At 57.7% G+C, this 25248-nt stretch carries 22 protein-coding genes; 10 read left to right on the top strand and 12 right to left on the bottom strand.

From position 1 onward, the window contains the following. Window positions 1-55 precede the first annotated feature (55 nt). On the top strand, window positions 56-427 hold the full coding sequence (locus DSM3645_RS27275) for a hypothetical protein (RefSeq protein ID WP_002655910.1): 372 nt from the start codon (window positions 56-58) through the stop codon (window positions 425-427). Here the strand turns inward: DSM3645_RS27275 and bcp are convergent. Both bcp and DSM3645_RS27265 read right to left on the bottom strand, forming a co-directional pair. Beyond that, on the bottom strand, window positions 424-897 hold the full coding sequence (gene bcp / locus DSM3645_RS27270; RefSeq protein WP_002655909.1) for a thioredoxin-dependent thiol peroxidase: 474 nt from the start codon (window positions 895-897) through the stop codon (window positions 424-426). The two genes, DSM3645_RS27275 and bcp, sit on opposite strands and share 4 nt — an antisense overlap. A gap of 115 nt (window positions 898-1012) precedes the next feature. After that, on the bottom strand, window positions 1013-1435 hold the full coding sequence (locus DSM3645_RS27265; protein ID WP_002655908.1) for a hypothetical protein: 423 nt from the start codon (window positions 1433-1435) through the stop codon (window positions 1013-1015). A 211-nt stretch (window positions 1436-1646) separates the two neighbouring features. Here DSM3645_RS27265 and mutY point away from each other — a divergent pair, with 211 nt between their 5' ends. Further along, complete coding sequence (gene mutY / locus DSM3645_RS27260) at window positions 1647-2753, top strand: A/G-specific adenine glycosylase (RefSeq protein WP_237564944.1); 1107 nt, start codon at window positions 1647-1649, stop codon at window positions 2751-2753. A gap of 6 nt (window positions 2754-2759) precedes the next feature. On the opposite strand, the gene DSM3645_RS27255 is transcribed toward mutY, so the two are convergent. Beyond that, window positions 2760-3209 (bottom strand): hypothetical protein, encoded by a 450-nt coding sequence (locus DSM3645_RS27255; protein ID WP_131282863.1) that lies wholly within the window; start codon window positions 3207-3209, stop codon window positions 2760-2762. A 42-nt stretch (window positions 3210-3251) separates the two neighbouring features. Then, on the bottom strand, window positions 3252-4280 hold the full coding sequence (locus DSM3645_RS27250; RefSeq protein ID WP_002655905.1) for a DUF1559 family PulG-like putative transporter: 1029 nt from the start codon (window positions 4278-4280) through the stop codon (window positions 3252-3254). A 271-nt stretch (window positions 4281-4551) separates the two neighbouring features. On the opposite strand from DSM3645_RS27250, the gene DSM3645_RS27245 reads away from it, so the two are divergent. The 4 genes from DSM3645_RS27245 to DSM3645_RS27230 are packed head-to-tail and all read left to right on the top strand — an operon-like array spanning window position 4552 to window position 10687. Further along, window positions 4552-5091 carry a sigma-70 family RNA polymerase sigma factor gene (locus tag DSM3645_RS27245; protein WP_002655903.1) on the top strand — a complete coding sequence of 180 codons (540 nt, stop codon included), beginning with the start codon at window positions 4552-4554 and terminating at the stop codon, window positions 5089-5091. 48 nt (window positions 5092-5139) lie between these two features. Beyond that, window positions 5140-6759, top strand: a complete 1620-nt coding sequence (locus DSM3645_RS27240) for a LamG domain-containing protein (RefSeq protein ID WP_002655902.1) — start codon at window positions 5140-5142, stop codon at window positions 6757-6759. A 22-nt stretch (window positions 6760-6781) separates the two neighbouring features. Then, window positions 6782-9229, top strand: coding sequence for a PSD1 and planctomycete cytochrome C domain-containing protein (locus DSM3645_RS27235; RefSeq protein ID WP_002655901.1), 2448 nt, complete (start codon window positions 6782-6784; stop codon window positions 9227-9229). Window positions 9230-9235: 6 nt separating this feature from the next. Next, the gene (locus DSM3645_RS27230) at window positions 9236-10687 is read left to right on the top strand and encodes a DUF1501 domain-containing protein (RefSeq protein ID WP_002655900.1); all 1452 of its coding nucleotides are present in this window, start codon (window positions 9236-9238) and stop codon (window positions 10685-10687) included. Window positions 10688-10756: 69 nt separating this feature from the next. Here the strand turns inward: DSM3645_RS27230 and DSM3645_RS27225 are convergent, their stop codons facing one another. Next, window positions 10757-12583 carry a hypothetical protein gene (locus DSM3645_RS27225; RefSeq protein WP_002655899.1) on the bottom strand — a complete coding sequence of 609 codons (1827 nt, stop codon included), beginning with the start codon at window positions 12581-12583 and terminating at the stop codon, window positions 10757-10759. 408 nt (window positions 12584-12991) lie between these two features. On the opposite strand from DSM3645_RS27225, the gene DSM3645_RS27215 reads away from it, so the two are divergent. Continuing rightward, window positions 12992-14449: an aminotransferase-like domain-containing protein gene (locus DSM3645_RS27215; protein WP_002655896.1), complete on the top strand. Its 1458-nt coding sequence runs from the start codon at window positions 12992-12994 to the stop codon at window positions 14447-14449. 22 nt (window positions 14450-14471) lie between these two features. After that, window positions 14472-15041 (top strand): DUF1802 family protein, encoded by a 570-nt coding sequence (locus DSM3645_RS27210; protein ID WP_002655894.1) that lies wholly within the window; start codon window positions 14472-14474, stop codon window positions 15039-15041. A gap of 2 nt (window positions 15042-15043) precedes the next feature. On the opposite strand, the gene DSM3645_RS27205 is transcribed toward DSM3645_RS27210, so the two are convergent. The 5 genes from DSM3645_RS27205 to DSM3645_RS27185 all read right to left on the bottom strand — a co-directional run bounded on the left by DSM3645_RS27205 (window position 15044) and on the right by DSM3645_RS27185 (window position 20945). After that, window positions 15044-16033 (bottom strand): glycosyltransferase, encoded by a 990-nt coding sequence (locus DSM3645_RS27205; RefSeq protein WP_002655892.1) that lies wholly within the window; start codon window positions 16031-16033, stop codon window positions 15044-15046. An 83-nt stretch (window positions 16034-16116) separates the two neighbouring features. After that, the gene (gene ribD / locus DSM3645_RS27200) at window positions 16117-17238 is read right to left on the bottom strand and encodes a bifunctional diaminohydroxyphosphoribosylaminopyrimidine deaminase/5-amino-6-(5-phosphoribosylamino)uracil reductase RibD (RefSeq protein ID WP_002655891.1); all 1122 of its coding nucleotides are present in this window, start codon (window positions 17236-17238) and stop codon (window positions 16117-16119) included. Window positions 17239-17259: 21 nt separating this feature from the next. Further along, window positions 17260-19413 carry a tetratricopeptide repeat protein gene (locus DSM3645_RS27195; protein WP_002655890.1) on the bottom strand — a complete coding sequence of 718 codons (2154 nt, stop codon included), beginning with the start codon at window positions 19411-19413 and terminating at the stop codon, window positions 17260-17262. A 111-nt stretch (window positions 19414-19524) separates the two neighbouring features. Next, entirely contained in the window at window positions 19525-20064 is a 540-nt protein-coding gene (gene msrA, locus DSM3645_RS27190; RefSeq protein ID WP_002655889.1) for a peptide-methionine (S)-S-oxide reductase MsrA, read from the bottom strand. Window positions 20065-20291: 227 nt separating this feature from the next. Further along, a complete protein-coding gene (locus DSM3645_RS27185; RefSeq protein ID WP_002655888.1) occupies window positions 20292-20945 on the bottom strand; it encodes a sugar-binding protein in 654 nt (217 codons plus the stop codon). 239 nt (window positions 20946-21184) lie between these two features. Between DSM3645_RS27185 and DSM3645_RS27180 the strand changes: the two genes are divergently transcribed. Further along, window positions 21185-21739, top strand: coding sequence for a glutathione peroxidase (locus DSM3645_RS27180; RefSeq protein WP_002655887.1), 555 nt, complete (start codon window positions 21185-21187; stop codon window positions 21737-21739). 332 nt (window positions 21740-22071) lie between these two features. Here the strand turns inward: DSM3645_RS27180 and DSM3645_RS27175 are convergent, their stop codons facing one another. Continuing rightward, window positions 22072-22773 carry a response regulator transcription factor gene (locus DSM3645_RS27175; protein ID WP_002655886.1) on the bottom strand — a complete coding sequence of 234 codons (702 nt, stop codon included), beginning with the start codon at window positions 22771-22773 and terminating at the stop codon, window positions 22072-22074. A gap of 82 nt (window positions 22774-22855) precedes the next feature. Beyond that, on the bottom strand, window positions 22856-23017 hold the full coding sequence (locus DSM3645_RS31575) for a hypothetical protein (protein ID WP_002655885.1): 162 nt from the start codon (window positions 23015-23017) through the stop codon (window positions 22856-22858). 98 nt (window positions 23018-23115) lie between these two features. Here DSM3645_RS31575 and DSM3645_RS29115 point away from each other — a divergent pair, with 98 nt between their 5' ends. Further along, window positions 23116-24750 (top strand): GGDEF domain-containing protein, encoded by a 1635-nt coding sequence (locus tag DSM3645_RS29115; RefSeq protein ID WP_002655884.1) that lies wholly within the window; start codon window positions 23116-23118, stop codon window positions 24748-24750. Window positions 24751-25248: the final 498 nt, after the last annotated feature.

Raw genomic sequence — 25248 nt, 5'->3', positions numbered from 1 at the left:
CAGTCTTTACCCAATCCGCAAAGTCGGCATAATCCGCTAGCAGTCAGGGACCAGCTTGGAAGATTCGCCTGGGGAAGAATCGGGCGCTGCTAGCGAACGAACGGACGTCACCGCGTCTGAAGTGGAGCCGTCGCAATATCAGTTCAGCTTGTGGCAGATCATGCTGCTGACATTGCTGGTCAGTTTGTTGGCGGCTTGGCTGCGACTGTTGCCCTACCGCGAGAATCTCGTCTGGTTTTACGTGATCTACTTCGGCGTGTTGGCTGGTTATGTGACGCTGCGCATTCCTTACGTCACCAGCGGCGTATTACGAGCGCGACGAGCGGCCGCCAAAAACAAGGCCGATGCGATCGCGTTTGCCGAAGATGCTCGCCGCCGCAAACGGGCCGGCGAGCAAGGCCGAGAGAATGAACGCAGCGGCGACTAGCCGAGTGCGTCGAGCGCCTCAAGCACTTTCGCGTCGTGGCCGTCAACCTGGACGCGTTTCCAGACCTTGGCGACCTTGCCGGTCCCGTCAATCAAAAACGTGCTGCGCTGGATGCCCATCGAGACTTTGCCGTACATGTTCTTCTCGCGCCACGCGCCGTACTTCTCGGCCACTTTGTGGTCGATGTCGGCTAGCAGCGGAAAGTTGAGCTGGAACTTGTCGCGAAACTTCACGTGGCTCTCGACCCCGTCGGGGCTGACGCCAAAGACCTTGGCGCCGCGCTTGGTCAATTCTTTTTTCTGATCGCGGAAGGCGCACGCTTCTTTGGTGCAGCCAGGCGTATCATCCTTCGGGTAGAAATAAAGGACGACCGGCGAGCCGACCAGATCGGCCAGTTTGACCTTCGTCCCGTCGTCAGCCGTCAACGTAAACGCGGGGGCCTTTTTGCCCTCTTCAATCCAGTCCGCCATCGCTCTCGTCTCCCTGGGTGCATGTCGAATCATCGGTACTGTCTATGGTAGCGGTGACTCGCAGAATGCACACCCAGTCGCGGTGGCGAAAAAATACGTGGTACGTATTTTTGAGCTAATAGCCGGTAGGAAATCCTTGTGGGGTTGGTTCAAGCTCGCGTCGCAGACTGTCTAAGGCATGTTGATAGGGGCGATTCGGATCAACAAAAAAATAGAATAGATTTGCGATCCACAAGAACCAGAGACAAAAGAAACCGCCGATGGCGCAAATCCAAAAGAGCTGATTGGGTTTCAACTCGATTCTGACTTCAACATCATATTGGTTTTCGTTGCGTTGTCGAACTTCCACGAAACTCGATCCTTCGCAGATGAAGTCAAATTGAACACCTGCAAATCCATCGCGAATGGTCAGCGTGGTTCCGTTTTCACTTAATTGTCCGCCGACCCGCCGAAACGCATTTACAACTTCAGGCATCACTTCCGTCGGAGGCTTTTGCGTTCGAATCGCGGTCGAAAGATAGAATTCTCTTTCAAACATTTGAGATCCTCGCCCTGGCTTGTTTTGCTCATCTATTCGCTGATGGAACGTGAATCTTAGCGAAATAAATATTGCCGTGCTTTGTTCCTAGAAAAATGGACGAGAAACCGGAGGCACGGATTGGGTTGCTGCGACGACCACAGATTCGCCGGGAATCGATATAATCTCGCCTAGTTCTCCCATTTTCCTTCGTTGACTTTCGCCGCTTCGCATGGACGCACTCGCTTCTTCTCGCCCCACGATGCCCAACTCCGCTTGGCTGCGGAAGTTTCAGCGACAGATTCTCGCTTGGTACGGCGGCGCGGCTCGTGATCTTCCCTGGCGCGCCGATCGCGATCCCTACCGGGTCTGGATCAGCGAGATCATGCTCCAGCAAACCCAGGTCGCAACGGTGCGGGCCTATTTCGAGCGGTTCAGCGCTGCGTTTCCGACGGTCACCGATCTGGCCGCCGCCGACGAAGCGGAGGTGTTGCGGCTGTGGGAAGGGCTCGGCTACTATCGCCGGGCTCGGCAGTTGCACGCCGCCGCCCAGGTGATCGCCGATGAGCATCGCGGCAAATTTCCCCGCGAGTTCGCCGCGATTCTTGCGCTGCCTGGCGTTGGTCGCTACACGGCTGGCGCGATTTGCTCGATCGCCTATGACCAACCGGCGCCGATCTTAGAAGCGAACACGATTCGTCTCCACGCGCGGCTGCTGGCCTATCGCGAAGATCCGACCAAAACCGCCGGGCAACGATTGCTATGGCAATTTGCCGAGCATATCTTGCCCACGGAGGATGTCAGCAGCTTCAATCAGGCGCTGATGGAACTGGGCAGCGAAATCTGCACTCCCCGCAATCCGCAGTGCGGCGTCTGCCCCGTTGCGACGCTCTGCCAAGCGAAGCGAGAGAACGCCGTCGCCGAAATCCCGGTCCCGAAAAAGAAGATGCAGTACGAAGATCGGACCGAAGTCGCGATCATCGTCCGCCGCAAGAAAGAAGTGCTGTTGCGCCAATGCGGCGCGGACGAACGTTGGGCCGGACTATGGGATTTTCCGCGGTTTCAAGTCGCTAGCGAAGCGGAACTGTTGAGCGGAGAACTGGCGTCGCAGTTGGAAGAAAGAACCGGATTGTCGGCCGCGATCGGATCGCGACTGACGACCATCAAGCACGGCGTCACCAAGTACCGGATCACGCTGCACTGTCACGAAGCGGAAGGGATGACCGGCCGACTGCGCAAAGACGCGACCGCCCCCTTGGTCTGGGCGGCGGTCGACAAGCTGGCTGATTTTGCGCTGAGCACGACCGGGCGGAAGATCGCGCAGCTGCTGGCGAAGTGATGCGGGCTATTTCAGGTCGATCTGAAAGACGTTCTCCCCTTCTTTGACTTCGAACTCTAGTCCGCTGGTCGAAAGCTGACGATATTTGAAGGCAAACTCGGCGTCCTTTTTTTGCGCCTTGCGGCCATTCGAATTTTCGAGCAATTCCTCGGCTGAGGGCTCGTCTTCCGCTCCTAACTGCGACTCTGGCGGTTGAATCATGACGCGATAAGCGCCGATCGGAATGTTGCCGTCGTTGAATGAATCAATCGCAAAATTGCCCTTCTCATCCGTTCCGCCGTAAGCAGCGGTTCCCCCTTGGGAGTGAAGAAAAACGACTTGCGTATGGGGAGATAAAATCACGCCTTTATTCGTAAGCACGCCGTTTACTCGTCCGGTCGGTCCGATGTCATTTTGATTGCCGCATCCCAGCGTTGCGACAGCAATCAACAGGATCGCGAAGCGTTTGCAATTCATAGAAATCGTCATCCGAAAATAGAGAAGATGCGTTGGGACTAATCAGTACTGACTCTGGACCTGGCCATCGTCGCGGGTCGCGAGTTGCTTTAAGGTTTCCAGCTGAATGGTATCGGCAATAAACTGCACTGATCCGTCCGCCAACAAGACCATGACTCCGCCGGGATGCTCGGAGCTAAGCGGGTTGTTAGCGCCCACGTTGCTGGCCATGCCGGGAAACAACTGATAGGCGAACGGCTGTTGGTTGGGGGAGTAACGGATCGTATTGGTGTTAAAGCAGCGCATGTCACTACTGTTCGATCCAGAATCGAGATTGGGGGGATATCCCGTAACGCGGTTCCCCATGAGCCAACCATGATCCGTGCCGGACGCGGAGGGATAGCTTTTGTTGCCATCGGTCCGAAGCAGACCGCCTGACATTTCGCCCAGCATCAGCGTGTTGGAGGATCCGTCGCTGCAGCTATGAAATCCGGTCGAAAAGTTCGTCAACATCATGCCGCCGCCCGAGACCAAGGTCGGTTGACTAGAAACGGTCACTGTCGAGATGCGGCTTTCGGTAAACGTGGTCGGTTCCGCACAGCCAGAAATGCCGGCGTAATGCGCCTGAGATTCGAAACCGTTCGAGATTGGTCCGGCCGATGAGGTGCAGCGCATCGCCGCAATCGGACCGGCCGCCAACACCGGAACTTTGTTGAGATCGCCAGCGCTGCCGGCGCCCTCGTTAATGTAGCCAGGGGATTCTCCAACCCAGACCATTTGATCATGCAGCGCCCCCTGTTCAAAGAATGCGAGCAGCATGCCGTAAAAGCTGGGGCCAAAACTATTACCGCTGCCGCCGCCGTTACGCGGAACTGTCGAACTAACGCTTCCCGGCGGAAACGCCAGAAACTGATCATGATAGTTGTGAAGAGCCAGTCCTAGTTGCTTTAAGTTATTGCTGCACTGCATGCGGCGAGCCGCTTCCCGAGCTTGCTGTACGGCGGGCAATAACAGGGCGATTAAGACGCCGATAATCGCAATCACCACCAGCAATTCTACGAGCGTAAAACCACGCAACGCGTTCCATTTCATAACGAGTCTCCGAGCGAAGAAGAGTGAGATGAGAGAATGAAGATCGCCGCAACCTTGAATGGCTCGCGGCCTCACCTAGTCTCCGCCGCTCATCGCAAAATTCCCCTCAAAAATTATATTTTTATCTTTGAGCGGCTCTTTTCGCCGTAAATATGGAGCTTCCGCCAATTCTTCCTGAATCTGTTCGGGGAATTTGGGCGTGGGAAGGAGAATAACAAGAGAGAAGCGTTGTCGTTGTATTTGATTTGCCCCCGTCCATTACTATTTCTCGATGCCTGAGATTTCCGCTCCCCAAACAACCGATCCCACCCCCTTTGTCGAGTTGATCGTCAAGCATGAGCGAGCATTGTTGCGATACATCCGAAGCATGGTCCCGCGGATAGAAGATGCCGAAGAGGTATGGCAATCATCCGCAATCGTCTTATGGGAGAAGTTCGCCGAATATGACGCAACGCGTGATTTCCTCCCTTGGGCGCAACGATTCGCCTATTTTGAGGCGCTCAAGTTTCGCCGCTCTAAGGCGCGTGATCGCATGTTTTTCTCCGAAGACGTTATGCAGACCGTCGCCGAGACGCATGTTGCATCACGTGAAATACTGGAGCGACGGATGCAAGCCCTGCAGGGTTGCCTGCAAAAATTGACAGACACCGACTTGAATTTGCTGCGATCGCGTTACGAGTCCGAAATGACCATCGGCGACCTGGCGAAGAAATGCAACACGACCGCCAAGTCGCTCTATCGAAAATTGGATCGGATTCGCGATCGACTTGCTCGTTGTGTGCGCGTGCACGCTCAGCTTGCGGATGATTAGTTTTTCACCACGCCGTGAGGCTCCTCCCGTTTTCGTTTTTCCATACCGATGAACTCCAAATCGCAAAAATTTGAAAGTGAAGCGCGTCAAGCGATCGATCGTCTGATCGACGGCTCTTTTTCGGACGAAGAATTCGCAGCGCTCGAGTCGCGACTCCTGGAGGATGAGGGCTTTCGCCAGGCCTACGTCGAACAGTCTGATCTGGAAGCGGAGCTAGAAACTCGCTTTAAATCGCTCCCCGTCGATTGGCCGAGGCCGGCGACGACGCCCGTTTACCTAAAGTATTCGGTCCTGGTTCTCGCAGCGACGGTGCTGCTGATTCTGACTTTAGCGGCCCTCGTTTTCCTGCGAAGCGAACCGTTGGCGTCCCAGTCCAAGCCGAGGTCGCTGGAATTCGCCGAGGCTCGGCTGAGCGGTTTGCGACCTGTCGCCATCGTGACCAAGATCGAAGGAACCATCGAACCGGAAACGACAGCGCTCAAGCCTGGCGATCACATGAAGCCCGGCGTGATGAATGTGGAACAGGGAGCGGTGCAAATTGAATTCCTTTCTGGCGTCGTCGTTCGACTCAATGGTCCGGCCGAACTTCACTTGTTGTCCGATAGCAGCGCGACCCTGATTTACGGTCAGGCGTCCGCGGTAGTCCCACCGGGAGTAAAGACATTTACGCTTAACGGCCCCATGTCGGCAATTGCGGGCGACTCCAGCGAATTTACGTATGCGATTCAATCTCCCAACGCGTGCAATATCGACGTTTACCAAGGCGAACTGATGACTTCACTGCTGGGAGAAAGCGGTGATACTTTGCTCAACGAACTGGTTCGCGCCAACGAGACCGCCATATTCACAGGCGAGAAGATCCAAATCGCGCAAGGCGATTTCGCTCAATCAGACCGGACCCGCGTCTTGCCGATCGATCAGGCTTCACTCAGCGTTTCGGACGCCTACGCCGCCGCGATCATCGCCGACCGGCCGCTCGTCTATTGGCGTTTTGAACCGGAGGACCAACAAGGCGACATGATCCGCAATCAGATGTCGGATCGCTTTGCGGGACGTTTGCAGACCAGCGATCCCCAGGCTCTCCACCTTGATCGGGGAAGTCTCCACTTTAATCCCAGCAAGCAATCCCGCTATTTGAAACTGGACGAGCCGATCGAGCGATTGAATGCTGGCGATTTCACCGTCGAGTTTTGGGTTCGACCGCAAAGGATGCACTGGGGTACGATATTCGGTTTGTTGCCGCTACAGCAGGCCGAACCCGATCGTGAAAGCCATCTGTGCGTCATCGAATACGCCAACCAAACCAACCTGGTCCACCGACCAGCGACGATCCGCTTTCTCTTCAGGTATCCGCCGACAACCTACCAGGGGGGCATGAACGTCTTTAGCGCCGAGACATGCATACCCGGAATGTGGCAACATCTAGTCGCCGTACGCGATAGCGACGGCATTCGCCTGTATTTGAACGGCAAACTGCGTGAGGTGAGCGATAATTTGATGTTGGATGATCTTCAGCCTTATACTGCAGTCTTGGGGCAGTTGGATACGGTGCGGGTTGAAAGGCAATTCGATGGCCAAATCGATGAAGTGGCGATTTATCAAAAAGCGCTCTCAGCTGCCGACGTCAATCGACACTACAAAGTCATGTCCGGTAATCAGGCCTACTAACATTCCCGCCCAACAGTGACGCATGAAACGCTACTTTCTTTTCGTATGTTCGTCCCTCACGCTGTTCACCGCGATGCTGGTCGCATCCCCTGCGCTTGCCCAGAAAAAGCTCGACTACAATCGCGACGTTCGACCGATCCTGTCTGAGAACTGCTTTTTCTGTCACGGGCCCGACGGCGAGCATCGCCAGGCCGATCTGCGCCTGGACGTGGAGGAAGCAGCTAAAGATTATGCGATTGTGCCGGGCGATCTCGACGGCAGCGATGTGTTTCAGCGGATCATCAGCACCGACGCCGATATGCAAATGCCGCCTGCGGAATCGGGCAAAAAGCTGAAGCCCGAGGAAGTCGCGGTGCTGAAACGCTGGATTGAAGAAGGCGCCCAGTACGATCCCTATTGGGCCTATGTCAAACCGCAACCGCATGACGCTCCTCAAGTCGACGACCAAGCGTGGTCGCAGACCGACATCGATCGTTTTCTACTCGAAAAGATGCAATCGGCCGGGCTCACGCCTTCGCCGCCTGCCGACAAGGTGACGCTCATCCGCCGCGTTACGTTTGATCTGACTGGTCTGCCGCCGACGCCGGCCGAAGTGGCCGAGTTCGTCGCCGACGATTCGCCGCAAGCGTTGGAGAAAGTCGTCGACCGCTTGCTGGCCTCCAAGCAGTTTGGCGAACGGATGGCGATCTATTGGCTCGATCTCGTCCGCTACGCCGATACGGTCGGTTATCACGGCGATCAGGATCACAATATTTCGCCCTATCGCGATTACGTGCTGGATGCATTCAACAGCAACTTGCCGTTCGATCAATTCACCCGCGATCAACTGGCCGGCGATTTGCTTCCTGACAGCACTATCGATCAAAAAATCGCCACCGGCTACAACCGCTTACTGCAGACGACCCATGAAGGGGGGCTGCAGCAAAAAGAATACCTGGCGATCTACGCCGCCGATCGCGTCCGTAACGTGTCGGTGGTCTGGATGGGCGCTACGGTCGGTTGTGCTCAGTGTCATGACCACAAGTACGATCCTTACACGATCAAAGACTTCTACTCGCTGGGCGCCTTTTTCGCCGATGTCGATGAGGCGAAGCACTTCACGATGGGCTCCAACGCGCTGCCGACCAAGCGTCCGCCCGAGATCAAAGTCAACACGCGCCGCGAGCGAGCCGAGATTGCGCGACTTGAAGCCGAGCTCTCTCAGCTGCGCCAACAGCAGGAAGTCGAACAGCAAGAAGCGGCGACCACCGAAGTCTCGGTCGAAGATACTGCCGCCAAAGATCAGGCCCAAAAGTCGGCGGAGGAACAGCAGCCGTCGCTCTCCCCTGCCGAAAAGCGACTGGTCGACGCGATCAAACGGCTGAACGATTCCGCGCGCTTGACGATGGTGACCGAGTCGATCGCTCCGCGCGAGATGCGCGTGCTGCCGCGCGGCAACTGGCTCGACGATAGCGGCGAGATTGTCACCGCCGCCGTCCCCCAGTTTTTGGGAAAGGTCAACGCCAGCGGCGATCGCGCCACGCGGTTGGATTTGGCCAATTGGTTTGTCGATGCCGAGAACGGCGCCGGCGGCCTAACCGCGCGGGTCATGGTCAATCGACTCTGGTATCTTTTTTACGGCGTCGGCCTGTCGAAGAGCTTGGACGATTTCGGCGGCCAAGGAGAACCCCCCGTCCATCCCGAACTGCTCGATAACCTGGCGATCGATTTCTATTCGCATGGCTGGAACATCAAACGGATGGTCAAACAAATGGTGCTGACCGCCGCTTATCGGCAGTCTTCGCAAACGACTGCCGAAGTCCGAACCGCCGATCCGTACAACCGCTACTACAGCCATCAGTCACGCCATCGCTTACCGGCCGAGATGGTTCGTGACAACGCGTTGGCGGTCAGCGGACTGTTGAATCTGGAATACGGCGGTCCAAGCGTCAGGCCGTATCAACCGGAAGGCTACTATCGCCACTTGAATTTCCCGCAGCGCAAGTACCATTCGGACAAGAACGCCCAGCAATGGCGTCGCGGCGTTTACGTCCATTGGCAGCGTCAATTTTTGCATCCGATGCTGAAAGCGTTTGACGCACCTAGCCGCGAAGAATGCACCGCACAGCGGCCCCAATCCAACACGCCGCTGGCCGCGTTGGTGCTGCTGAACGATCCAACCTTTGTCGAAGCGGCTCGCGCCTTCGCTTCCCGCATCTTATCCGAAGCGCCGCCGACCGATGAGCAGCGGATTACCCACGCTTACCAACTGGCGCTCTCGCGCGATCCTGAGCAACAAGAGCTGGAGATCGTGACCGCCGTGTTGGCGGACAATCGTGAAATCTATCAAGACGATACCGACGCCGCGGCCCAGTTGCTGCACGTCGGTTTGAAACCGACCGACAAAAAAGCGGATGTCGCCGAACTCGCCGCGTGGACGCAAGTTGCCCGCGTGATTTTGAACCTGGACGAGACGATTACCCGGAACTAACGTGCCATGAATCCTTCCCCCTTCGATCTGTCGGTTGAACAGTCCCGTCGCTCGTTTCTCTCCAACGTCGGCTTCGGACTTGGCTCGACTGCGCTCGCTTCACTGTTGGCCGGGGACGCGCTCGCCGCCGATTCGCAGGCTTCGGCTCCAGCGGGAATTGCAGCGCAGCCTGGCCTTCCTCACTTTCCGTCACGGATCAAGCGGGTCATCTTCCTCTGCATGTCTGGCGGCCCGTCGCAATTCGAGACGTTCGACAACAAGCCGGAACTGTCGCGCATGGATGGCCAGCCGATGCCGGAATCGTTCACCGCCGGACAACCGATCGCGCAGCTGCAAGGGCAAGAGCTCCGCTGTTTGGGCGCGATGACCAAGTTCAAAAAGTATGGCGCCGGCGGAGTGGAGATCAGCGACTTCTTGCCCTGGCACGCCAAGATGGCCGATGACATTTGCGTGATTCGCTCGATGACGACCGAGCAGATCAATCACGATCCGGCTCATACCTTTATGAACACCGGCACCGTCATCAGTGGGCGGCCGTCGATGGGCGCTTGGGTCAACTATGGCTTAGGCTGCGAAACCAACGAGTTGCCCGGCTTTGTCGTCCTTAGCAGCGTCGGCGGGCGCAATCCGCAGCCGATCGCGTCACGCCAATGGGGAACGGGATTTCTGCCGAGTCGCTATCAAGGAGTCGAGTTCAGTTCGACCGGTGATCCGGTCAGCTATGTCCGCAATCCGCCTGGCGTCTCGGTGGGCCAACAACGACAGATCGTCGACGCCGTCGCGCAGCTCAATCGGGGCCGGCTCGACAAGTTGCAGGATCCGGAAATTGCGACGCGCATTTCGGCCTATGAGATGGCCTATCGAATGCAGATGTCGGTGCCGGAATTGACGGACATGTCGGACGAGCCGCAAAGCGTGCTCGACATGTACGGCGCAACGCCTGGCGACGGTTCGTACGCTTCCAATTGCCTGCTCGCGCGACGACTCGCCGAACGCGGCGTTCGCTTCATTCATCTGTATCATCGCGGCTGGGATCACCACGGCGATCTGAAGAAGTTCATGGGCGTCTGCACCGGCCTGACCGACAAGCCGACCTACGCGCTGGTCCAAGATCTGAAACAGCGGGGCATGCTGGAAGACACGCTGATCGTCTGGGGGGGTGAATTCGGCCGCACGCCGATGTTCCAAGGCAAAGGAGGCGTCGGCCGCGATCATCACATCAAAGGCTTCAGCATGTGGATGGCCGGCGGTCCTGTTAAAGGGGGAACCACCTACGGCGCTACCGACGAGCTGGGCTACAACGCCGTGCAAGACGTCGTCCACGTCCGCGATCTGCACGCAACGATGCTGCACTTGCTAGGGATCGACCACAATCACTTCAGCGTCAAGTTTCAGGGGCTGGACATGAAACTAACGGGCGTCGAACCTGCCCGCGTGGTGAAGGAAGTCTTGGCGTAGGGTCCGCTATGCGAACCGTCGAGTCTCCCCTGATTCTTGGTCCGCACAGAGGACCCTACGCCTACGTCGTTAGAACGATCCTACCGGGCTTAACAGCTGCTCTGGCACGTCCGGCGTTGGGGTTAGCGCTTCGTCGTCGCCGCGATCGCGATAAACGTGCAAGATTCTGGCGCGGCCCAGGTATTGATAGCTTGGCTCGGGGTATTTCGTCTTTCGGGGCGGTTGGTCGATCGTAAATTCGTGAATTAGCACGCGAATTTTCGGCAGCCCAGAGAAGTGAACTTCTTCCAGCGGTCGTTTATCGGCGTCGATGTCGAAACGCTCGAACATGACGCGCAGGACGCGTCGCACGGCGTAGAAGTCGACTCCGTCTTCAACAAAGATCAGATCGATCTTCAGGGCCTGGCAGATTTCAAAAAAGTGATGTCGCGCCCCGCGCGGCATTACGTCGCGATAGAGCGGCGGAATCACGTCCAGCGAGTTGGCGTCGTCCGACGAGACGACATCACGCGTCAGTCCCGGAAAGAACCAGTAGTGCGGCGCCAACCAATAGCCGCTCCCTTCCCGTTGTTTGCGGGCCGCGGCGCGGCGGAAGATCGCTTCGATCCCTTTCACCAACGCTCGTCGCTTTTGCACTTGATCACGGCGGCGAATTCGCAGCAACGTTTCTTCCGCTTCCAGATCGTCCAAATGCAAACAGATCGTGTTGGATTCGTCCGTGCGCGGCGCTGACTCGACGACTTGCAGCCGTACGTCCAGTCGCTCGGGATCGTTTGGCGCAAAGCGGATTTTCCAACCGTTTCGTTTCGCCAACAGTCGCAGCTCGCGCCGCTGACGAGGTCGTTCGACTCCGCTCAAGTGCAAAGCTAACGGGCTCTTGCGCGACGGATCGCTCAAGCGAGCGAGAAAATAGTGCGATTCCATCAACAGCGTCGACGCCAACAGGGCGAATGTTCCGTACCAAATCGCCAGACGTCCCAGTCCGGTGCTGATCGGTGATGATTCAAAATGCGAGCCGAGCCCGATCACTTCGCCTCCCAACGCCAGTGAAACCGGAATCGCCGGGACCAGTGCGATCAACAAATCGGTGATCGTTAGAAACAGATACATCGGCATCGCCCGAACGGCGGTCTCTCCTTTGCGCCAGAGACAATCGGGCCGCCAAGCCGGAGTCAGCCAGTTGGCGGTGAGACTCAACAGCAACGTCAGACTCCACAGCAGCGTCGCGAGCCATGTCGGCGCGAGCAGCGTCAGCGCCAAGATGCCGCCGGCGACGATCGATGCGAACACCATCGATAAGCGAAACGACTCGCGTTCGGGACGTTTGCCATACACGAGCAGCGCGTCAAACATTACGTAGCCGGGTGAGAACGCCGCTCCAAACACCAGCACGATCAGCGATCCCCAAATGATCGCCATCGGCGTTAGATAGGCCAGATAACAAACGACCGGAACCGTCTCGCGCAGCGTTACGCCGGTCGCATAGTTAAACAACGTCGCCGCCGACACCGCCGCCAAAGCCAAGAGCGGCCCCAGTAGAAACAACCGCGGCAAGCCGCGCTCGATCGGCGGTGAGCGGCGCAGATCCAATCCCCAGTCATAGCGGAACGTCACTATGATCCGATTCCAGACGCGGCGCATTCGCCGCGACAAGGCCGACGCCCAGCGAACGCGGCGACAAAAATAACGAGAGAAGACCAGCCGAAACAGGGTCGCCAGCAAGATGGCGCAGGCCAGATCTTTTAGCTCGGACGTTTGCGTGCGGCCGATCCATTCGATGATCCCCAATCCGGCGACGACAGCGATTAACGTCACCGACTCGCGCAGGTTCCACCTGGACGCCGATTGGACGCCGGGGCTCTTTCGGAAGATCGCTGCGAGCAAATCTTTGACCATCGTCACCCATCAGTACGAAACAAGGCGACGCGTCTTTTTCGGCGTCGCTTACCTCTTCGTAGAGCCCTTATTCTCCGCAGTCAGGCTCTCTTGCAGCGGAGCGGCCCGCGGCGCCTTGTGGACGCGACATTCGAGTTGCGGCCGAAGTTTGCGACTGCGGCCGTCTGTTATCGATAATACCGCCCAATAGAGGACGGTGGCCAGACACATTAATAAATAGAAACCTAAGATCACCAGATAAACGGCTGTCCAGAACATGATGGGGGAGTCTCCTTGGGAAAGAATCGGTGGGGGGTATTTCAAGTATTCGGCGATTTTTCGAATGAGTACAGGCGCACAAAACATGATTTGTTACCATGACAGATGGAAGTTTCAAATCTGTTATGGTCCCCAACTAAGGGAACTGTGATGCCTGACGTCGCTGTTCCGCCATCGGCGGACGAACAACGCCTTTACGACCGCGTCGCCGGGCATGTTGCGAGGTTGATCGAACAGGGAACGTTGCGCCCCGGCGATCGAATCCCTTCGGTTCGCCGCATGCGCGGGCAGATGTCGGTCTCGCTATCCACGGTGACGCATGCGTATCGCTTGCTCGAAAGTCGCGGGCTGATAGAAGCACGACCCAAATCGGGATACTTTGTTCGCGATGCGGCGATCCGCGTGCCGCTTCCCCCCAAAGCGTCTCGCTCAAATATCCGACCTTTGCGGGTCAACGTCGCGCGGCTCTCGCGCCGCTTGCAAGATGTGCTGGCTTCGCCGGAAGTGGTCAAACTGGGGGCCGCGGTTCCTGACATCGAGCTCTTTCCGACCCAACGGCTCAACCGCTTGTTTAGCCAAATGCTGCGGCGATTTCCCGATCTGGGGCATCGGTACGACGTTCCACTCGGCTATCCGCCGCTACGCAAAGAGATCGCCCGCCGCATGATCGACGCCGGCGCCGAAGTCGCGCCGGCCGACATTGTCACCACCAGCGGAGCCAGCGAAGCGGTTTATTTGGCGCTGCACGCGGCGCTGCAGCCCGGCGATACGGTCGCGGTCGAATCGCCGACTTACTTTGGGATTTTGGACAAGCTTGAAACGCTTGGCCTGAAAGCGATCGAAGTTGCGTCCGACCCGCAAACCGGCGTCGACGTCGATGCGATCGAGCGTTTGGCCGAAGAAAAGCGGATCCAAGCCGCGGTGATTATCGCCAACTTCAACAATCCGCTCGGCTGCCGCATGCCGGACGCGGCGAAGCGTCGGTTGGTCGAAATTATGAGCCAGCATCAACTTCCGCTGATCGAAGACGATATTTTTGGTGAACTCCATTTTGACTCCGGCGTGCGCCCCAACGCGCTGAAAGCGTTCGATCGTGACGGAATCGTGCTCTATTGCTGCTCGTTTAGCAAAACGATTTCGCCGGGGATGCGCGTCGGGTGGTGTGCTCCGGGGATCTATCTCGAATCGTTTTTACAAGCGAAAATAGCGCTCAACCCGGCTGTCTCGATCGCCATGCAATCGGCGGTGGCCAAATACCTGGAAATCGGCGGTTTTGACCTGCACTTGCGGCGACTGCGGCGTACGCTGCAAGATCGCGCTCGGCAAATGGCCTATTCGGTTCACCAGCACTTTCCCGAAGAGACCCGCGCCACGGCGCCGCAAGGAGGACAAGTCCTGTGGCTCGAACTCCCCCGCGGCTTTGATAGCGTACAACTGTTTGAAGAAGCGGCCGAGCGAAATATCAGCGTCGCCCCCGGCGTGTTATTTTCGCCGGGAGATCGGTTTCGCAATTTCGTCCGGTTGAACTGCGCGATTCAAGCGAGCGATCGCGTCGAGCAGGCGATCATCGAACTGGGCCGTTTGGCCAAACGCCAACTAGCAACTTAACCTCCCCTTGGAAGTCTCTGCGATGAACGAAGCGAACTGCCCCTACGTTATGAAAGAGTGGGATGTCGTCTGCGATGCGCTGCGCGCCGGTCGACAACATCTTTTGCTCCGTAAGGGCGGCATTCGCGAACAGGACGATCAGTTTCGGGCCGAGCATGACGCGTTTTGGTTTTGGCCGACCCGCTTTCATCAATCGCCCGATCAACTCTCCAGCGACGGTCAACAACTGCTGGCCCAACTGCGCGAAAAGCATGCAGGCGGCAATCGTTTCGCCGTCGACCTGCTAGCTGTCGTCGAAGACGTTCGGTACATCACGCAAGAAGCGTTGCTCGACAAGCTAACCGGCATGCATATCCTGGCCGCAGACACCGTGCGGACGCGGTTCCACTATCGCGAGCCGGGTCTCTATCTCTTTCTGGTTCGCATCTTCGCTGCGCCGCAAGTTCAACTTTATGTCGAGACCCCCGAGATCGCCGGCTGCAAAAGTTGGATCGAACTCCCCGATCCTCCTTCGTCGGAAGGCCTGATGCCGGTCATCAACGACGAAACCTTCGCCGTCGCGCAAGCGAAGTTTGAAGCGCTGTTCGCTTGAGCTTAACGGGGGACGAGAATCCCGCGTAAGAAACCGACGCCGTAACAAAAGTGCCCCAGCGGGTAGATCGTAAGCGTGATCAACGAACGCAGGTCACGCGTAGCGCGGCAGACTTGCGCCGTGCTAAGGCCAACCGCGAACAAGTAGATTGCGATCACGCCGACGTATCCCAAGATCAGCGGCGGCCAGACAAGCGCCGCCGACCATCCCAGCAAGACTCCCAGCCAGAACAAACTGACGGCCGGAGCAAACCAGCGAACGTGCCCTGTCTGGCGATAGACGTTCGCCTGTCCTCGACCATACGAGTAAAGTTGCTGAGCAAACGCCGCAAAGCTCCCCTCTTGGCGATGTCGCACCACCGGACTCGACGACAAGACGATCTTGTAGCCCAACTGGTTCAGACGGCGATTCAACTCAAAGTCTTCGCCAAATCGCAGCGGCAGATAACGTTGTTCGCGTAACACGTCGCCCACATAGATCGCGTTATAGTTGCCGACGCTGTCGACAAAGCGATTGGCGCGGGAGACGAAACCGGCGCTTCCCCCCGAGCCAAGCGTCGTCGCCAGCATTGCGTTGAGCGTTTGCTCTTTCCAGTCGTCCGACTCGATCGGCGTTCGAATTCCGCCCGCCGCGACAACCGCATCGTCGACGGCCCGCTCTGCCTGAAGCGTCTCGACCAGGGCGGTCAACCAATTGTTGGCGACCACGCAGTCGGCGTCGGTGAACGCAATGAACTCGCCGAGCGCAACGTCGATGACATTGTTCCGCGCATTGCCGTGGCTGCCGACGCCGCGTTCTTCGATCAGCCGAATCGACAATTTGGGATGCGCCAGTTGGAACTGCGTGACGACGGCTTGCGTCCCATCGGTCGAATGACCATCAATGATGATCAGCTCCCAGAGGTCCGAAAATTCGAGCCGCGCAACGCTCTCCAGCAGCGGACCAATCGCGCCGGCTTCGTTTCGCACAATAATGCCGATGGAGACTTTCAAGAGAGCGTCGTCGACCAGGAGGATTTCGCGAGGAAACCTCGAATCTTAACTCAGAAGCGCGTCGCTTTGCTGGGGCCTGACCGTTATCGTTTCGTGAAATTATTCCCGGCCAGTCCGTGCATCAGCACATTGTCGCCGAGCGATTCGATCGAAACGTCGCTCAAGGCCAGCGCTTCGCTCATGTCCGACCAACCGTCGCCGCCGATCGGACTGGGCGCTTGGGCGCCGCCGATCAGTTTGGGAGCAATAAACGCGAATACCTCGTCGATTTGCCCGAGGGCCAAGAATTGCCCGAGCAGTCCGGCGCCTCCTTCGACCAGAATGTTCGTCAGCCGCCGCTGGCCTAACTCGATCAGCAACGCGTCGAGCCGCTGACCATGGTCCGCGCCGCCACCGGCAAAAATCTCGCAGCCAGCTTGCTGCAGTGCAGCGCACCGCGCCGGATCGGCTTCTGCTTTCACGGCGACCAGCACCGGAACTTCTCTAGCGGTCTGCACCAACTGATGGGTTGGCGAAAGAGTTGCGTCCCCATCGACAACGACGCGGAGCGGAGTTCGCAAACCGGCCGGCCGAACCGTCAGCAGCGGATCATCCAGTTGGGCCGTTCGACTACCGACCACAATCGCGTCCATCCGGCCGCGCAATTGATGCACGCGCTCGCGAGCTAGTTCGTTCGAGATCCAACGACTATGTCCGGTATGCGTCGCTAGTTTGCCATCCAGCGTCATCGCCCATTTGGCGATGACCCAGGGACGTCCCGTCGCGAGCAATTTGCGATAGGGAGCGTTCAGCCGTTGCGCTTCCGCCTCCAATAAGCCGACCTGGACCGAAATGCCGGCCGCTTTCAGTTGGTCGATTCCGCCGCCGTCGACCAGACCAAACGGGTCTTGCTGTGCGATCACGACGCGCGCGACTTTCGCCGCGATCAGTGCGTCGGTGCAAGGAGGAGTTTTGCCGTGGTGGCAGCAAGGCTCCAGCGTCACGTAGGCGGTAGCGCCGTTGACTTGCTTGTCGCCGCAATCGGATAGCGCGGCGCGTTCGGCATGCGGCCCGCCATACTTGGCGTGATAACCCCGGCCGATGACCTGACCGTGCTGAACGAGGACGCAGCCGACCATGGGGTTGGGTTCGGCGGCGCCTTGCCCGAGCGCGGCCAATTGCAGGGCTTCGCGCATGTGTCGCTCATCATCGGCGGAAAATTGCATTTTGTCTCACCGCATTCGCGGCTAGTCCATGCCGGGCATCCAAAGCTTCGACTTTTGCTCTTCGCCTGCAGGAGCGGCGGCGCCGCTTGGATTTTCAGGCGTCCAAAGTCCGCCGCCGGCAGCCGGTGCCGGAGCTGCCGCAGGTTGTCCGCCGCCGCCGGGAGGCATTCCGGTAGGACGACCATCCGCGCCGATGATGCCAAACTGATAAAGCAGCTGCATCAAGGGACGTGCGACTTCGGCCTCGTGCATGTGATTCTGCGTCAGGTCGTTCAGCAGCATTTGCGACTCTTGCGATTCGCGGCGTTCGAGCCGCAGACCCAGCTCGGCCAACTTCCACATGCCGGGCGATTGTCCATCGGCGACGGCCGCGGCTTGCGCCTGCTTTAAGTATCCGATCGCGAGATCCGGATCGCCGCAGTTGCGAGCGAGTTGTCCGTACAGTTCGCTCTTGTCGATCTGGCCGGTCAGCGACTCACGGCTGAGCAGCGCTTCGGCGAAGATGCGAATCGCGGCTCGCTCGGCCGAGATCACCGAGCGGCCGTACGCTTTGATCAGGTTCGTGTCGTCCAATGTCGCCGGATCGATGCGATAGAGACGCACGCTGGGGAGCGAGTCGATCTCGATCTGCGAACCGACGAGCGGATCGAGCGTCGGCAGTTGCAGCTTGGTGCGGAGCTCGTTGAATTCAAACTGCCATTGTTGCTGCTGTCCGGCGTTTTCCAGCACCAACACGGCGGCGGCCAGCTTCACGCGCAACGCGGCGTCGCCCACTGCTTCGCTGGGCGATTTGCCGCCGAGCGACGGTTGCGGCTGGGCGGTCCAAGACTCGAGCAACGCTTGACGGCGTCGCTCGTGGGTCAACGCTTGTTTTTGCGCGGCGCTAGCCGAATCAGGCAGGCGCCAACTCCAGGTCAGAACCGCTTCTGACATCGGAATTTGCCCCAGCTTCTTTTCTTCGCCGGCGGCGCCAATTGCGTCGCCGCAGATTTCGCGAAGCGTCGCGATCGTCGCGTCATACTTGTCGTTCTTCATCGTCGACAGCTCGACTCGCGCGTCGCGGTCGGTCTCTTTGCCGTAGACCAACATTTCGCCCAGCACGTTGGGAGCGGTGTCGACAGTCAAGCCATCGGCCGATTCCGGCACCGCGCGATCCAACAGCCAATAGGCGACCTTGGGCGGAGGGCTGTCGCCATCGGCCAACTGCGAGACGTCGACCGGCAGTACGTTGGCGCGATCATCGACGCGCAACTTCTCTAAGACCACTTCCAGGTCTTGAACCGGGAAGGGAACGGTCACCATGTCGTATTGCGAACCGGGGTCGTCCGACAACAACTGGGCGAGCGATTCCGCTTCGACCGCTGCTTCAAAGTCGCTGCGCTCGGCGGCGGCGGCGTAAGAATGCAAGTAGCCGATCGCCGCTTCGTTGTATCCCAAGGTCGCCGACAACACGGCCAAGTTCTCCAGCAGCGCCGTATTGCGCGGCGCGGCGGCCTTCAATTGCTCGAACTGGCTAACCGCTTTTCGCCAGCGACCGGCGCCTGCTTCGGCCAGGGCCGCTTCAAATTCATCTTTTTTCGGGAAATCGCTGGGACACTCGGCCAACGTCGGGTCGGTCTTCAGCAGCGAAGGGAGCTCACGCGATGAGTTGATTCGCATCAACAGCTGCATCGCCATATCATCATCTTCGGGGGCGATACTGCTTTGCAGCATCAGATGAGCGCGAGCCGCTGGGATCTTGCTATCCATCAACAGCCCTTGACCGACGGCGCCTAGCGCTTCGTAGACGGTAAAGTGCAACTGTTGCGGCGACAGTTCGAGGGCCGTTTGCAACTCTTCGACCGCTTCGGTCGGCTTCCCGGTCGCAGACAGATGAGACGCGTAAAGTGCGTGCGCCGCCGGATTGTCGGGGTGCTTGTCAAGGAACTCGCTGATCGCGGCGGCGATTTGCCCTTCTTCGCCGATCTGCATCTGCAAAATCGTGCGATAGAACAGCGGGACCGAGTGATCGGGGTAACGCTCTAGCAATTTCTGCACGACGTCCAACGCGGCGACACGCTGCTCGCCGGCCAGCATCCGCTCGATCTTCTCTAGATCGGGAATCATCTCGGGGCAGTAGAATTTGATTTTCTTATTCGTTCCGCAGGGGGAGTTCGAATAGGGATCAATCGACATGACGACTCCGCGTATGGGTCTGGTCTCGTTCATCCGTCGCTCAAAGCGACGATCTAAACCCGAAATGCTAACACACCTTACGCCCTCTGGCGAGGAGCGAATTGGCCGGCGCTAGGCGCCCCCCTCTTTCAGTTTCGCGGCGAATTTTCGGCGAAATTTGTCGACTTTGGGGGCAATTACCGCCGCACAATAAGATTGATTGGGGTGGCTGTCAAAATAGTTCTGGTGATAGTTTTCGGCCGTAAAATAGTTGGTGAGCGGGGAAATCTCGGTCACGATCGGCGAAGGATAGGCTTGGGCCGCATCCAACTGCTGAAGAAACTGCTCCGCCGCTTCTTTTTGCGCGGCGTCATGATAGAAGATGACCGAGCGATACTGCGTCCCGACGTCGGCGCCTTGGCGGTTGAGCGTGGTTGGGTCGTGCGTCTGAAAAAAGATCTCCAGCAGCGACTCATAGTCGACCACGGCCGGGTCGAATTCGATCCGAATCACTTCGGCATGCCCTGTCGTTCCCCGGCAGACGGCCTCGTACGTTGGGTTGGCGGTCTTTCCACCGGAGTAGCCGGGTTCGACATACGTCACCCCGTCGAGACGCTGAAAAATCGCTTCGGTACACCAAAAACAACCGCCGCCGAAGGTCGCTTCCGCCATAGATCAGTGCTCGCGTTAAATGCCGGTCAAGATCGTCGAATCATTCCTCTATTTATATCGCGCCGCGAGGGGAGAGAAGTCTGTTCGATGATAAATCGTCGCCAAGGAGGGAACCGAAACGGGACTGCGCACTCCATGGAAGCCGCGAGCCGTCCCAAGCAGAGGAGCAAAATATGCCGCTAGACGCATTCGATAAAAGGGGATTTCCCTGGCTTTTGGTTTTGCTCTTAGTCGCGAACTAGTTCGCAGACGCCCCATGTGCTGGGATCTTCATCAAATGGGAATTGGGTGCCGACGCTAAAGTTCTGCCAACCCAGTTCGCGGTCCATGACGGCGTAGTAGAAACCGACGCGATCATATTCGCTCGGGTCGTATCCGGTCAGCGCCGTCGCCGGCACGCAACATTCGAGAAAGTAGCCGTCCGCTTTCATCTGACTGCGGATGCGCAGTTCGCCGGGCCGGATCGGCTTGGCGTTTTCGCGCGCTCGATTGATCAGCAGCTGATCGGCCGCCGGTTCCCGCAGCGAGTGCCCCCCGCCGGTTGGTAAGAAAACATACCGATGGCAGAATTTGGTCGCTCGGTGGACATTGTTGGTCGCTCGCGTATCGAGCCAGATCTGGACTCCGTCGCTCTCGACGGCTCGGCTTTCGCGGCACCAGGCGGCCTGACGTTTGCCTGTCACATTGATCGAAAAAGCGATTCCGCGCTCGTTCCAAGCGGCGCGAATATCGGCAAATTGCCGGCGTCCCTCTAAATGTCCGAACGATTGCAGGCGATATTCTTCCCCAAATGCGAGCGGTTTATCGCTCCAAATCTTCGCGCGATAGCGGAGCGGCACCGAAAAATGGAACAGAAACGGGGGAGATAGGACGGCGGACATGCGATTCGGTCGTTAGTCGGTGAAATGCGAAACCTTGGTTCTACCGGCCATCGGCCTGCGCGAGAACACCCCCAAAGGCGGCGTAGGGGGGGGAGGGGAAACTTGTAACCCCTATTTGCCCGGGTAGAATCAGAAGGATCGCGAGCCGCTGCGGCACGCGCCTGCCTGGTATCAAATCACCCCTTTGTCGCCGGCGCTCGTTCTGCAAGCGTGCGGCCATTCCCTTGGAGGAAATTGCGATGATGCGAGTATTGTTTAGCGGCGGAGTGTTTGCCGCGGTCTTCGCGTTAGCTTCGTTCGCTTCGGCTGCGGATACGTTGCTCGAAGGCGAAGTCAATTCGCTCAGCGGCGAAAAAGTGGATCTGTCCAAGTACAAGGGCAAGGTCGTGTTGGTTGTGAACGTCGCGAGCAAGTGCGGCAAGACGCCGCAGTACAAACCGCTGCAAGCGTTGTACGAAAAATACCATGACGAAGGTCTCGAAGTGGTCGGCTTTCCCTGCAATCAATTTGGCGGCCAGGAACCGGGGACCGCGCTGGAAATTCAGGAATTCTGCACCGACAAATACAACGTCTCGTTCGACATGATGGAAAAGATCAACGTCAACGGACCAGAGACGGCCGCCGTCTATAAGAAGCTGAAAAGCTTCCAGCAAGATCCCGGCGATGTGAAATGGAACTTTGAAAAGTTCCTGATCGATCGCGATGGCAAAGTGGTCGCAAGATTCCGTACGAAGATCGAACCCGATTCGCCGGAAGTGGTCCAAGCGATCGAATCGCAGCTCAAGAAGGACTAGGCTTCTCGCCAATTAGATCGACCGGCGACGGCGCATTGATGCGACGTTTCCGTTCACCAACATCGGTCGCTTTGCGAAGTTCGCAAAGCGACTTTTTTTGTCACCGTGGGTCGCAAGAAAAAAAGAAACCGCGTCGTCAGCAGGTTCGACGCGGTTTCGCTCGGATGAAGGGGCAGCACACCCGAGATGTAAGTGATTTAGGGTATGAAAGGACAGTTCGCAACTATTGTCGCAACAAATGCCGTATTTTGTGGGCAAATAAACACGGATTTTTAGCGTATGGTCGGCTAGTACCCAATAAAACGGCTTCTACGGGTTCATAAGTGCGCTTTTTAGGCGCCGTACTTGTGAATCAGTTCTGGATGAGACAAGCCCTCGTTCACGGAAAAGATCAGCAACTCGTTCAGCGAACGAAGAGCGAGCTTTTCTTTCAGATCGCCAACCTCTTTGTTGACTGTCCGTTCACTCAGATCGAGCGCTGCGGCGATTTCCAATTGCGTCTTGCCGGCCGCTAGTTCGCGTAAGACCGAAATCTCGCGATGCGTCAGCGTGGCGATACGCGACATGGGGTGCCCGGCCTCGAGTTCGATCAAGCGATTGGCCAGTTCCGGCGAGAAGTAGGTGTTGCCGGCGGCGACATGTCGAATCGCCAACGCGACGTTGCGGATTGATTCGGTATGTTTCGAAACGATGCCGGCCGCTCCGCTGGCGATGCATCGATCGAGATACTGGTCGCGTGGAAAACCAGTGTAGTAGAGAACCTGGCAAGCCCCGTCGAGGGCCGTTTGGATCTCGCGGCAAGCGAGAAAAGGATCGGCGCCCGGCATGTGGATGTCCATCAGAACGACATCAGGGCGCTTCTCACATACGAGCGCGACGCCTGCCTGGGCGTGTCCCGTTTGTCCAACTACTTCAATGTCTTCGTCCAGTTCCAGCACGCGTCCTACGCAACGCATGATGGCCTCGTCGTCATCGACCAACACGACGCGTGGTCCACGTACGCGAGGCCCTTTTTCTGCTTCGTCTGATTTCATGATTTGCCCCCCAGCAACTTCCAAAAAACGCCTATCTTCGTCACGCGCCGTCAGCCTACTTAAATCGCGCAACTAGAAAAAGTTAGGTCGTATTTGTCACTTCCGAGTACGAATTGCGGCGAAGCGCAAACAGTTCGCGAATGAACGACGGTTTCCGGTTGTGCCGAATGCGCCAAATGCGCTGAACAACCGCCGTAATTCGCTTGCCCAGCAGCAGTTCATATTGATTTCCCCGTAGGTGCAAATTGACTGTCGCCCGGCGTGAACTAAATAAAGGGTGTCACCATTGCGTCTCCGTGAGGCGCGGTCGGCGCCCTCCCTGTTCCGTACTCGGAAGATCGCATGAGCGTCTTTTTTATCGACATTCTATTGAGCATCGGCTGCACAGCTATCGGCATAGCTTGCGGATGGTTCCTGTTTGGCAGTCATTCGCTTTCGCCGATCAAGCTGTTGGCTATCTCGATCGAAAAGTTCGTCAATTATTTGCACGAGAGAAAACCGGCGTCGTCAGCGGTCATGAGTGCGGCTGCAGCCAAAGGCGAACGAATCGGGAATCCGGAAGCGGACGAAGACCGCGCCGCCAACATCACGCAAAAGGAATTGGAGCGATTGCTGGAGCAAGTCCACGAACTGACCGAGTCGGTTCGCAGCGACGTCGGTGAACATACCGATCGAATGGCCAGGATCAACGAAGGTCTCGTTTCACGCTCGACCGACGCCAACTCGGTGACCGGCGCCATCTCGCAGCTGATCGACGCCAACAAGTCGCTGGGCGATCGGTTGAATCAAGCCGAAATGCGCCTGCTGCAACAATCTCAAATTATCCAATCGCAAACGGTCGAAGCGCGGACCGACGCGTTGACCGCGCTTCCCAACCGCCGCGTCTTCGATCACGAGATGTCGCGCCGGCTGCAAGAGTTCCAAAAGACGCGTCGTCCTACTTCGCTGATGATGCTCGACATCGACCATTTCAAAAAATTCAATGACACCTACGGCCACATGGCGGGCGATGAAGTTCTGAAGAGCGCCGCCCGCACGCTGGAACGCGTCGCTTCGACCATCGGCGGCGCCGCGATTCGCTTTGGCGGAGAAGAATTCGCCGTCATTTTGCCGGGCTCAAATATTTTCGATTCGCAGATCGCCGCCGCTCGCGTAGTTCGCGCCGTCGCTTCGATGGAAATCGTCTTTGAAGGGCAGCTGCTGCAGGTCACCACCAGCTGCGGCGTAGCCGAAGTGAACCGCAACGACGACGAAGCGAACTTGATCAAACGGGCTGACTCGGCTTTGTACGCAGCCAAGAATGCCGGCCGCAATCGCGCCTATTGGAACGACGGTGAGAAATCGCGTCCGGTGTTGAGCGAGTCGCAACGAATCGAGGAACCTGCCGAAGAAACGCCCGTCGTCGAAGAAAAGCGAGTCACGGTATCCGGCGGCGAAGAATTTCGCGGCGACATTCACCGTCGATTGCACCAATTCAAACGAGACTCGCTCCCGATTTCCTTGATCGTGTTGGCTGTCGATCGATACGAAGACTTTGTCGCTAACAACCCCAAGGGAATCGTCAAAGCGTTTAGTGAAACGCTCGAACGAATGCTGATCGCCGCAATGCGAGACATGGATCACGTCGGCCGCATCGCCGACGGACGTTACGGCATCCTCTTGCCGTCGGCCAGCATCAATCGCGCCGCGGCGGTATCGGATCGTCTGCGAAAAGCGGTGGAGCGTTTCAAGATTCGCAAAGACGACGACGTTCGCCAGTTTTCGATCTCGTGCGGCGTGACCGAGGCGCTGCAAGGAGACGGTTTGGATCATATTTTCCTGCGTGCCGAAGCGGCCCTGGGCAAAGCGATCGAAGCGGCAGGCAACCGCGTCGCATTGTGCGGCAGCGAAATGGAAATCGACTCGCCTGTTCTGATTCGCACCTCGTCGGGACCGACCGACCGTAGCGAACCAGGCTCAACAACGACCTCGCGTTAGGCAAGTTCACGGCTTGCTCCTAAAGATGACGCTAGCGAGCGTCGCGGCAAGCCGGTGCGACTTCTTTTTTTCTTGAGCGGAAATCGCACTTGACCCGATTTCTGTGATGGCATATCTTGCCGCCTCACGACGCGAGTCACCGCCAGGAAATGTTCTTTGGAACAACTTTGGCAGCGACTCGCCACGCTTGAAAAGATAGAGTCCAGCACCGGAATTCTACTTGTAGTTTTCTGCGGATCGCGAATCCAACTGTCGGCACGGATGCGGATGGTGAAATTTGAAATCTGCTCGACGCGTGAACCTTGTGAGCTAAAGACCCGCGACTCGGCCGCGTCAAGGATGACGCCGGCCAAGTAGCATCCAATCGCTCCCGGAAGAGCAACGGATCCTAAGCCCCCCTGGGATACCGAGACTTTCCGGGGGCCTTTTTTTTGCGCTGTCAGCAACATCGCTAAGTGCAGCAGCAGATCCCTGGTATGGCTAGGAGCCAGGCGAAGT

This window comes from Blastopirellula marina DSM 3645 (assembly GCF_000153105.1).
In the GTDB taxonomy this organism is placed as follows: domain Bacteria; phylum Planctomycetota; class Planctomycetia; order Pirellulales; family Pirellulaceae; genus Blastopirellula; species Blastopirellula marina.
Note: the sequence above shows the minus strand (reverse complement) of the source record. Positions and strands in the feature narration are given on the sequence as shown.

Bases quoted from the DNA above. Each gene is read 5' to 3' on its own strand.
- mutY (WP_237564944.1), top strand. From the start codon at position 1,647: ATGGACGCACTCGCTTCTTCTCGCCCCACGATGCCCAACTCCGCTTGG.
- msrA (WP_002655889.1), bottom strand. From the start codon at position 20,064: ATGGCGGAAGCGACCTTCGGCGGCGGTTGTTTTTGGTGTACCGAAGCG.
- DSM3645_RS27265 (WP_002655908.1), bottom strand. From the start codon at position 1,435: ATGTTTGAAAGAGAATTCTATCTTTCGACCGCGATTCGAACGCAAAAG.
- DSM3645_RS27215 (WP_002655896.1), top strand. From the start codon at position 12,992: ATGCCTGACGTCGCTGTTCCGCCATCGGCGGACGAACAACGCCTTTAC.
- DSM3645_RS29115 (WP_002655884.1), top strand. From the start codon at position 23,116: ATGAGCGTCTTTTTTATCGACATTCTATTGAGCATCGGCTGCACAGCT.
- DSM3645_RS27250 (WP_002655905.1), bottom strand. From the start codon at position 4,280: ATGAAATGGAACGCGTTGCGTGGTTTTACGCTCGTAGAATTGCTGGTG.
- ribD (WP_002655891.1), bottom strand. From the start codon at position 17,238: ATGCAATTTTCCGCCGATGATGAGCGACACATGCGCGAAGCCCTGCAA.
- DSM3645_RS27180 (WP_002655887.1), top strand. From the start codon at position 21,185: ATGATGCGAGTATTGTTTAGCGGCGGAGTGTTTGCCGCGGTCTTCGCG.
- DSM3645_RS27235 (WP_002655901.1), top strand. From the start codon at position 6,782: ATGAAACGCTACTTTCTTTTCGTATGTTCGTCCCTCACGCTGTTCACC.
- DSM3645_RS27245 (WP_002655903.1), top strand. From the start codon at position 4,552: ATGCCTGAGATTTCCGCTCCCCAAACAACCGATCCCACCCCCTTTGTC.
- DSM3645_RS27195 (WP_002655890.1), bottom strand. From the start codon at position 19,413: ATGTCGATTGATCCCTATTCGAACTCCCCCTGCGGAACGAATAAGAAA.
- DSM3645_RS27255 (WP_131282863.1), bottom strand. From the start codon at position 3,209: ATGAATTGCAAACGCTTCGCGATCCTGTTGATTGCTGTCGCAACGCTG.
- DSM3645_RS27225 (WP_002655899.1), bottom strand. From the start codon at position 12,583: ATGGTCAAAGATTTGCTCGCAGCGATCTTCCGAAAGAGCCCCGGCGTC.
- DSM3645_RS27240 (WP_002655902.1), top strand. From the start codon at position 5,140: ATGAACTCCAAATCGCAAAAATTTGAAAGTGAAGCGCGTCAAGCGATC.
- DSM3645_RS27210 (WP_002655894.1), top strand. From the start codon at position 14,472: ATGAACGAAGCGAACTGCCCCTACGTTATGAAAGAGTGGGATGTCGTC.
- DSM3645_RS27185 (WP_002655888.1), bottom strand. From the start codon at position 20,945: ATGTCCGCCGTCCTATCTCCCCCGTTTCTGTTCCATTTTTCGGTGCCG.
- bcp (WP_002655909.1), bottom strand. From the start codon at position 897: ATGGCGGACTGGATTGAAGAGGGCAAAAAGGCCCCCGCGTTTACGTTG.
- DSM3645_RS27230 (WP_002655900.1), top strand. From the start codon at position 9,236: ATGAATCCTTCCCCCTTCGATCTGTCGGTTGAACAGTCCCGTCGCTCG.
- DSM3645_RS27175 (WP_002655886.1), bottom strand. From the start codon at position 22,773: ATGAAATCAGACGAAGCAGAAAAAGGGCCTCGCGTACGTGGACCACGC.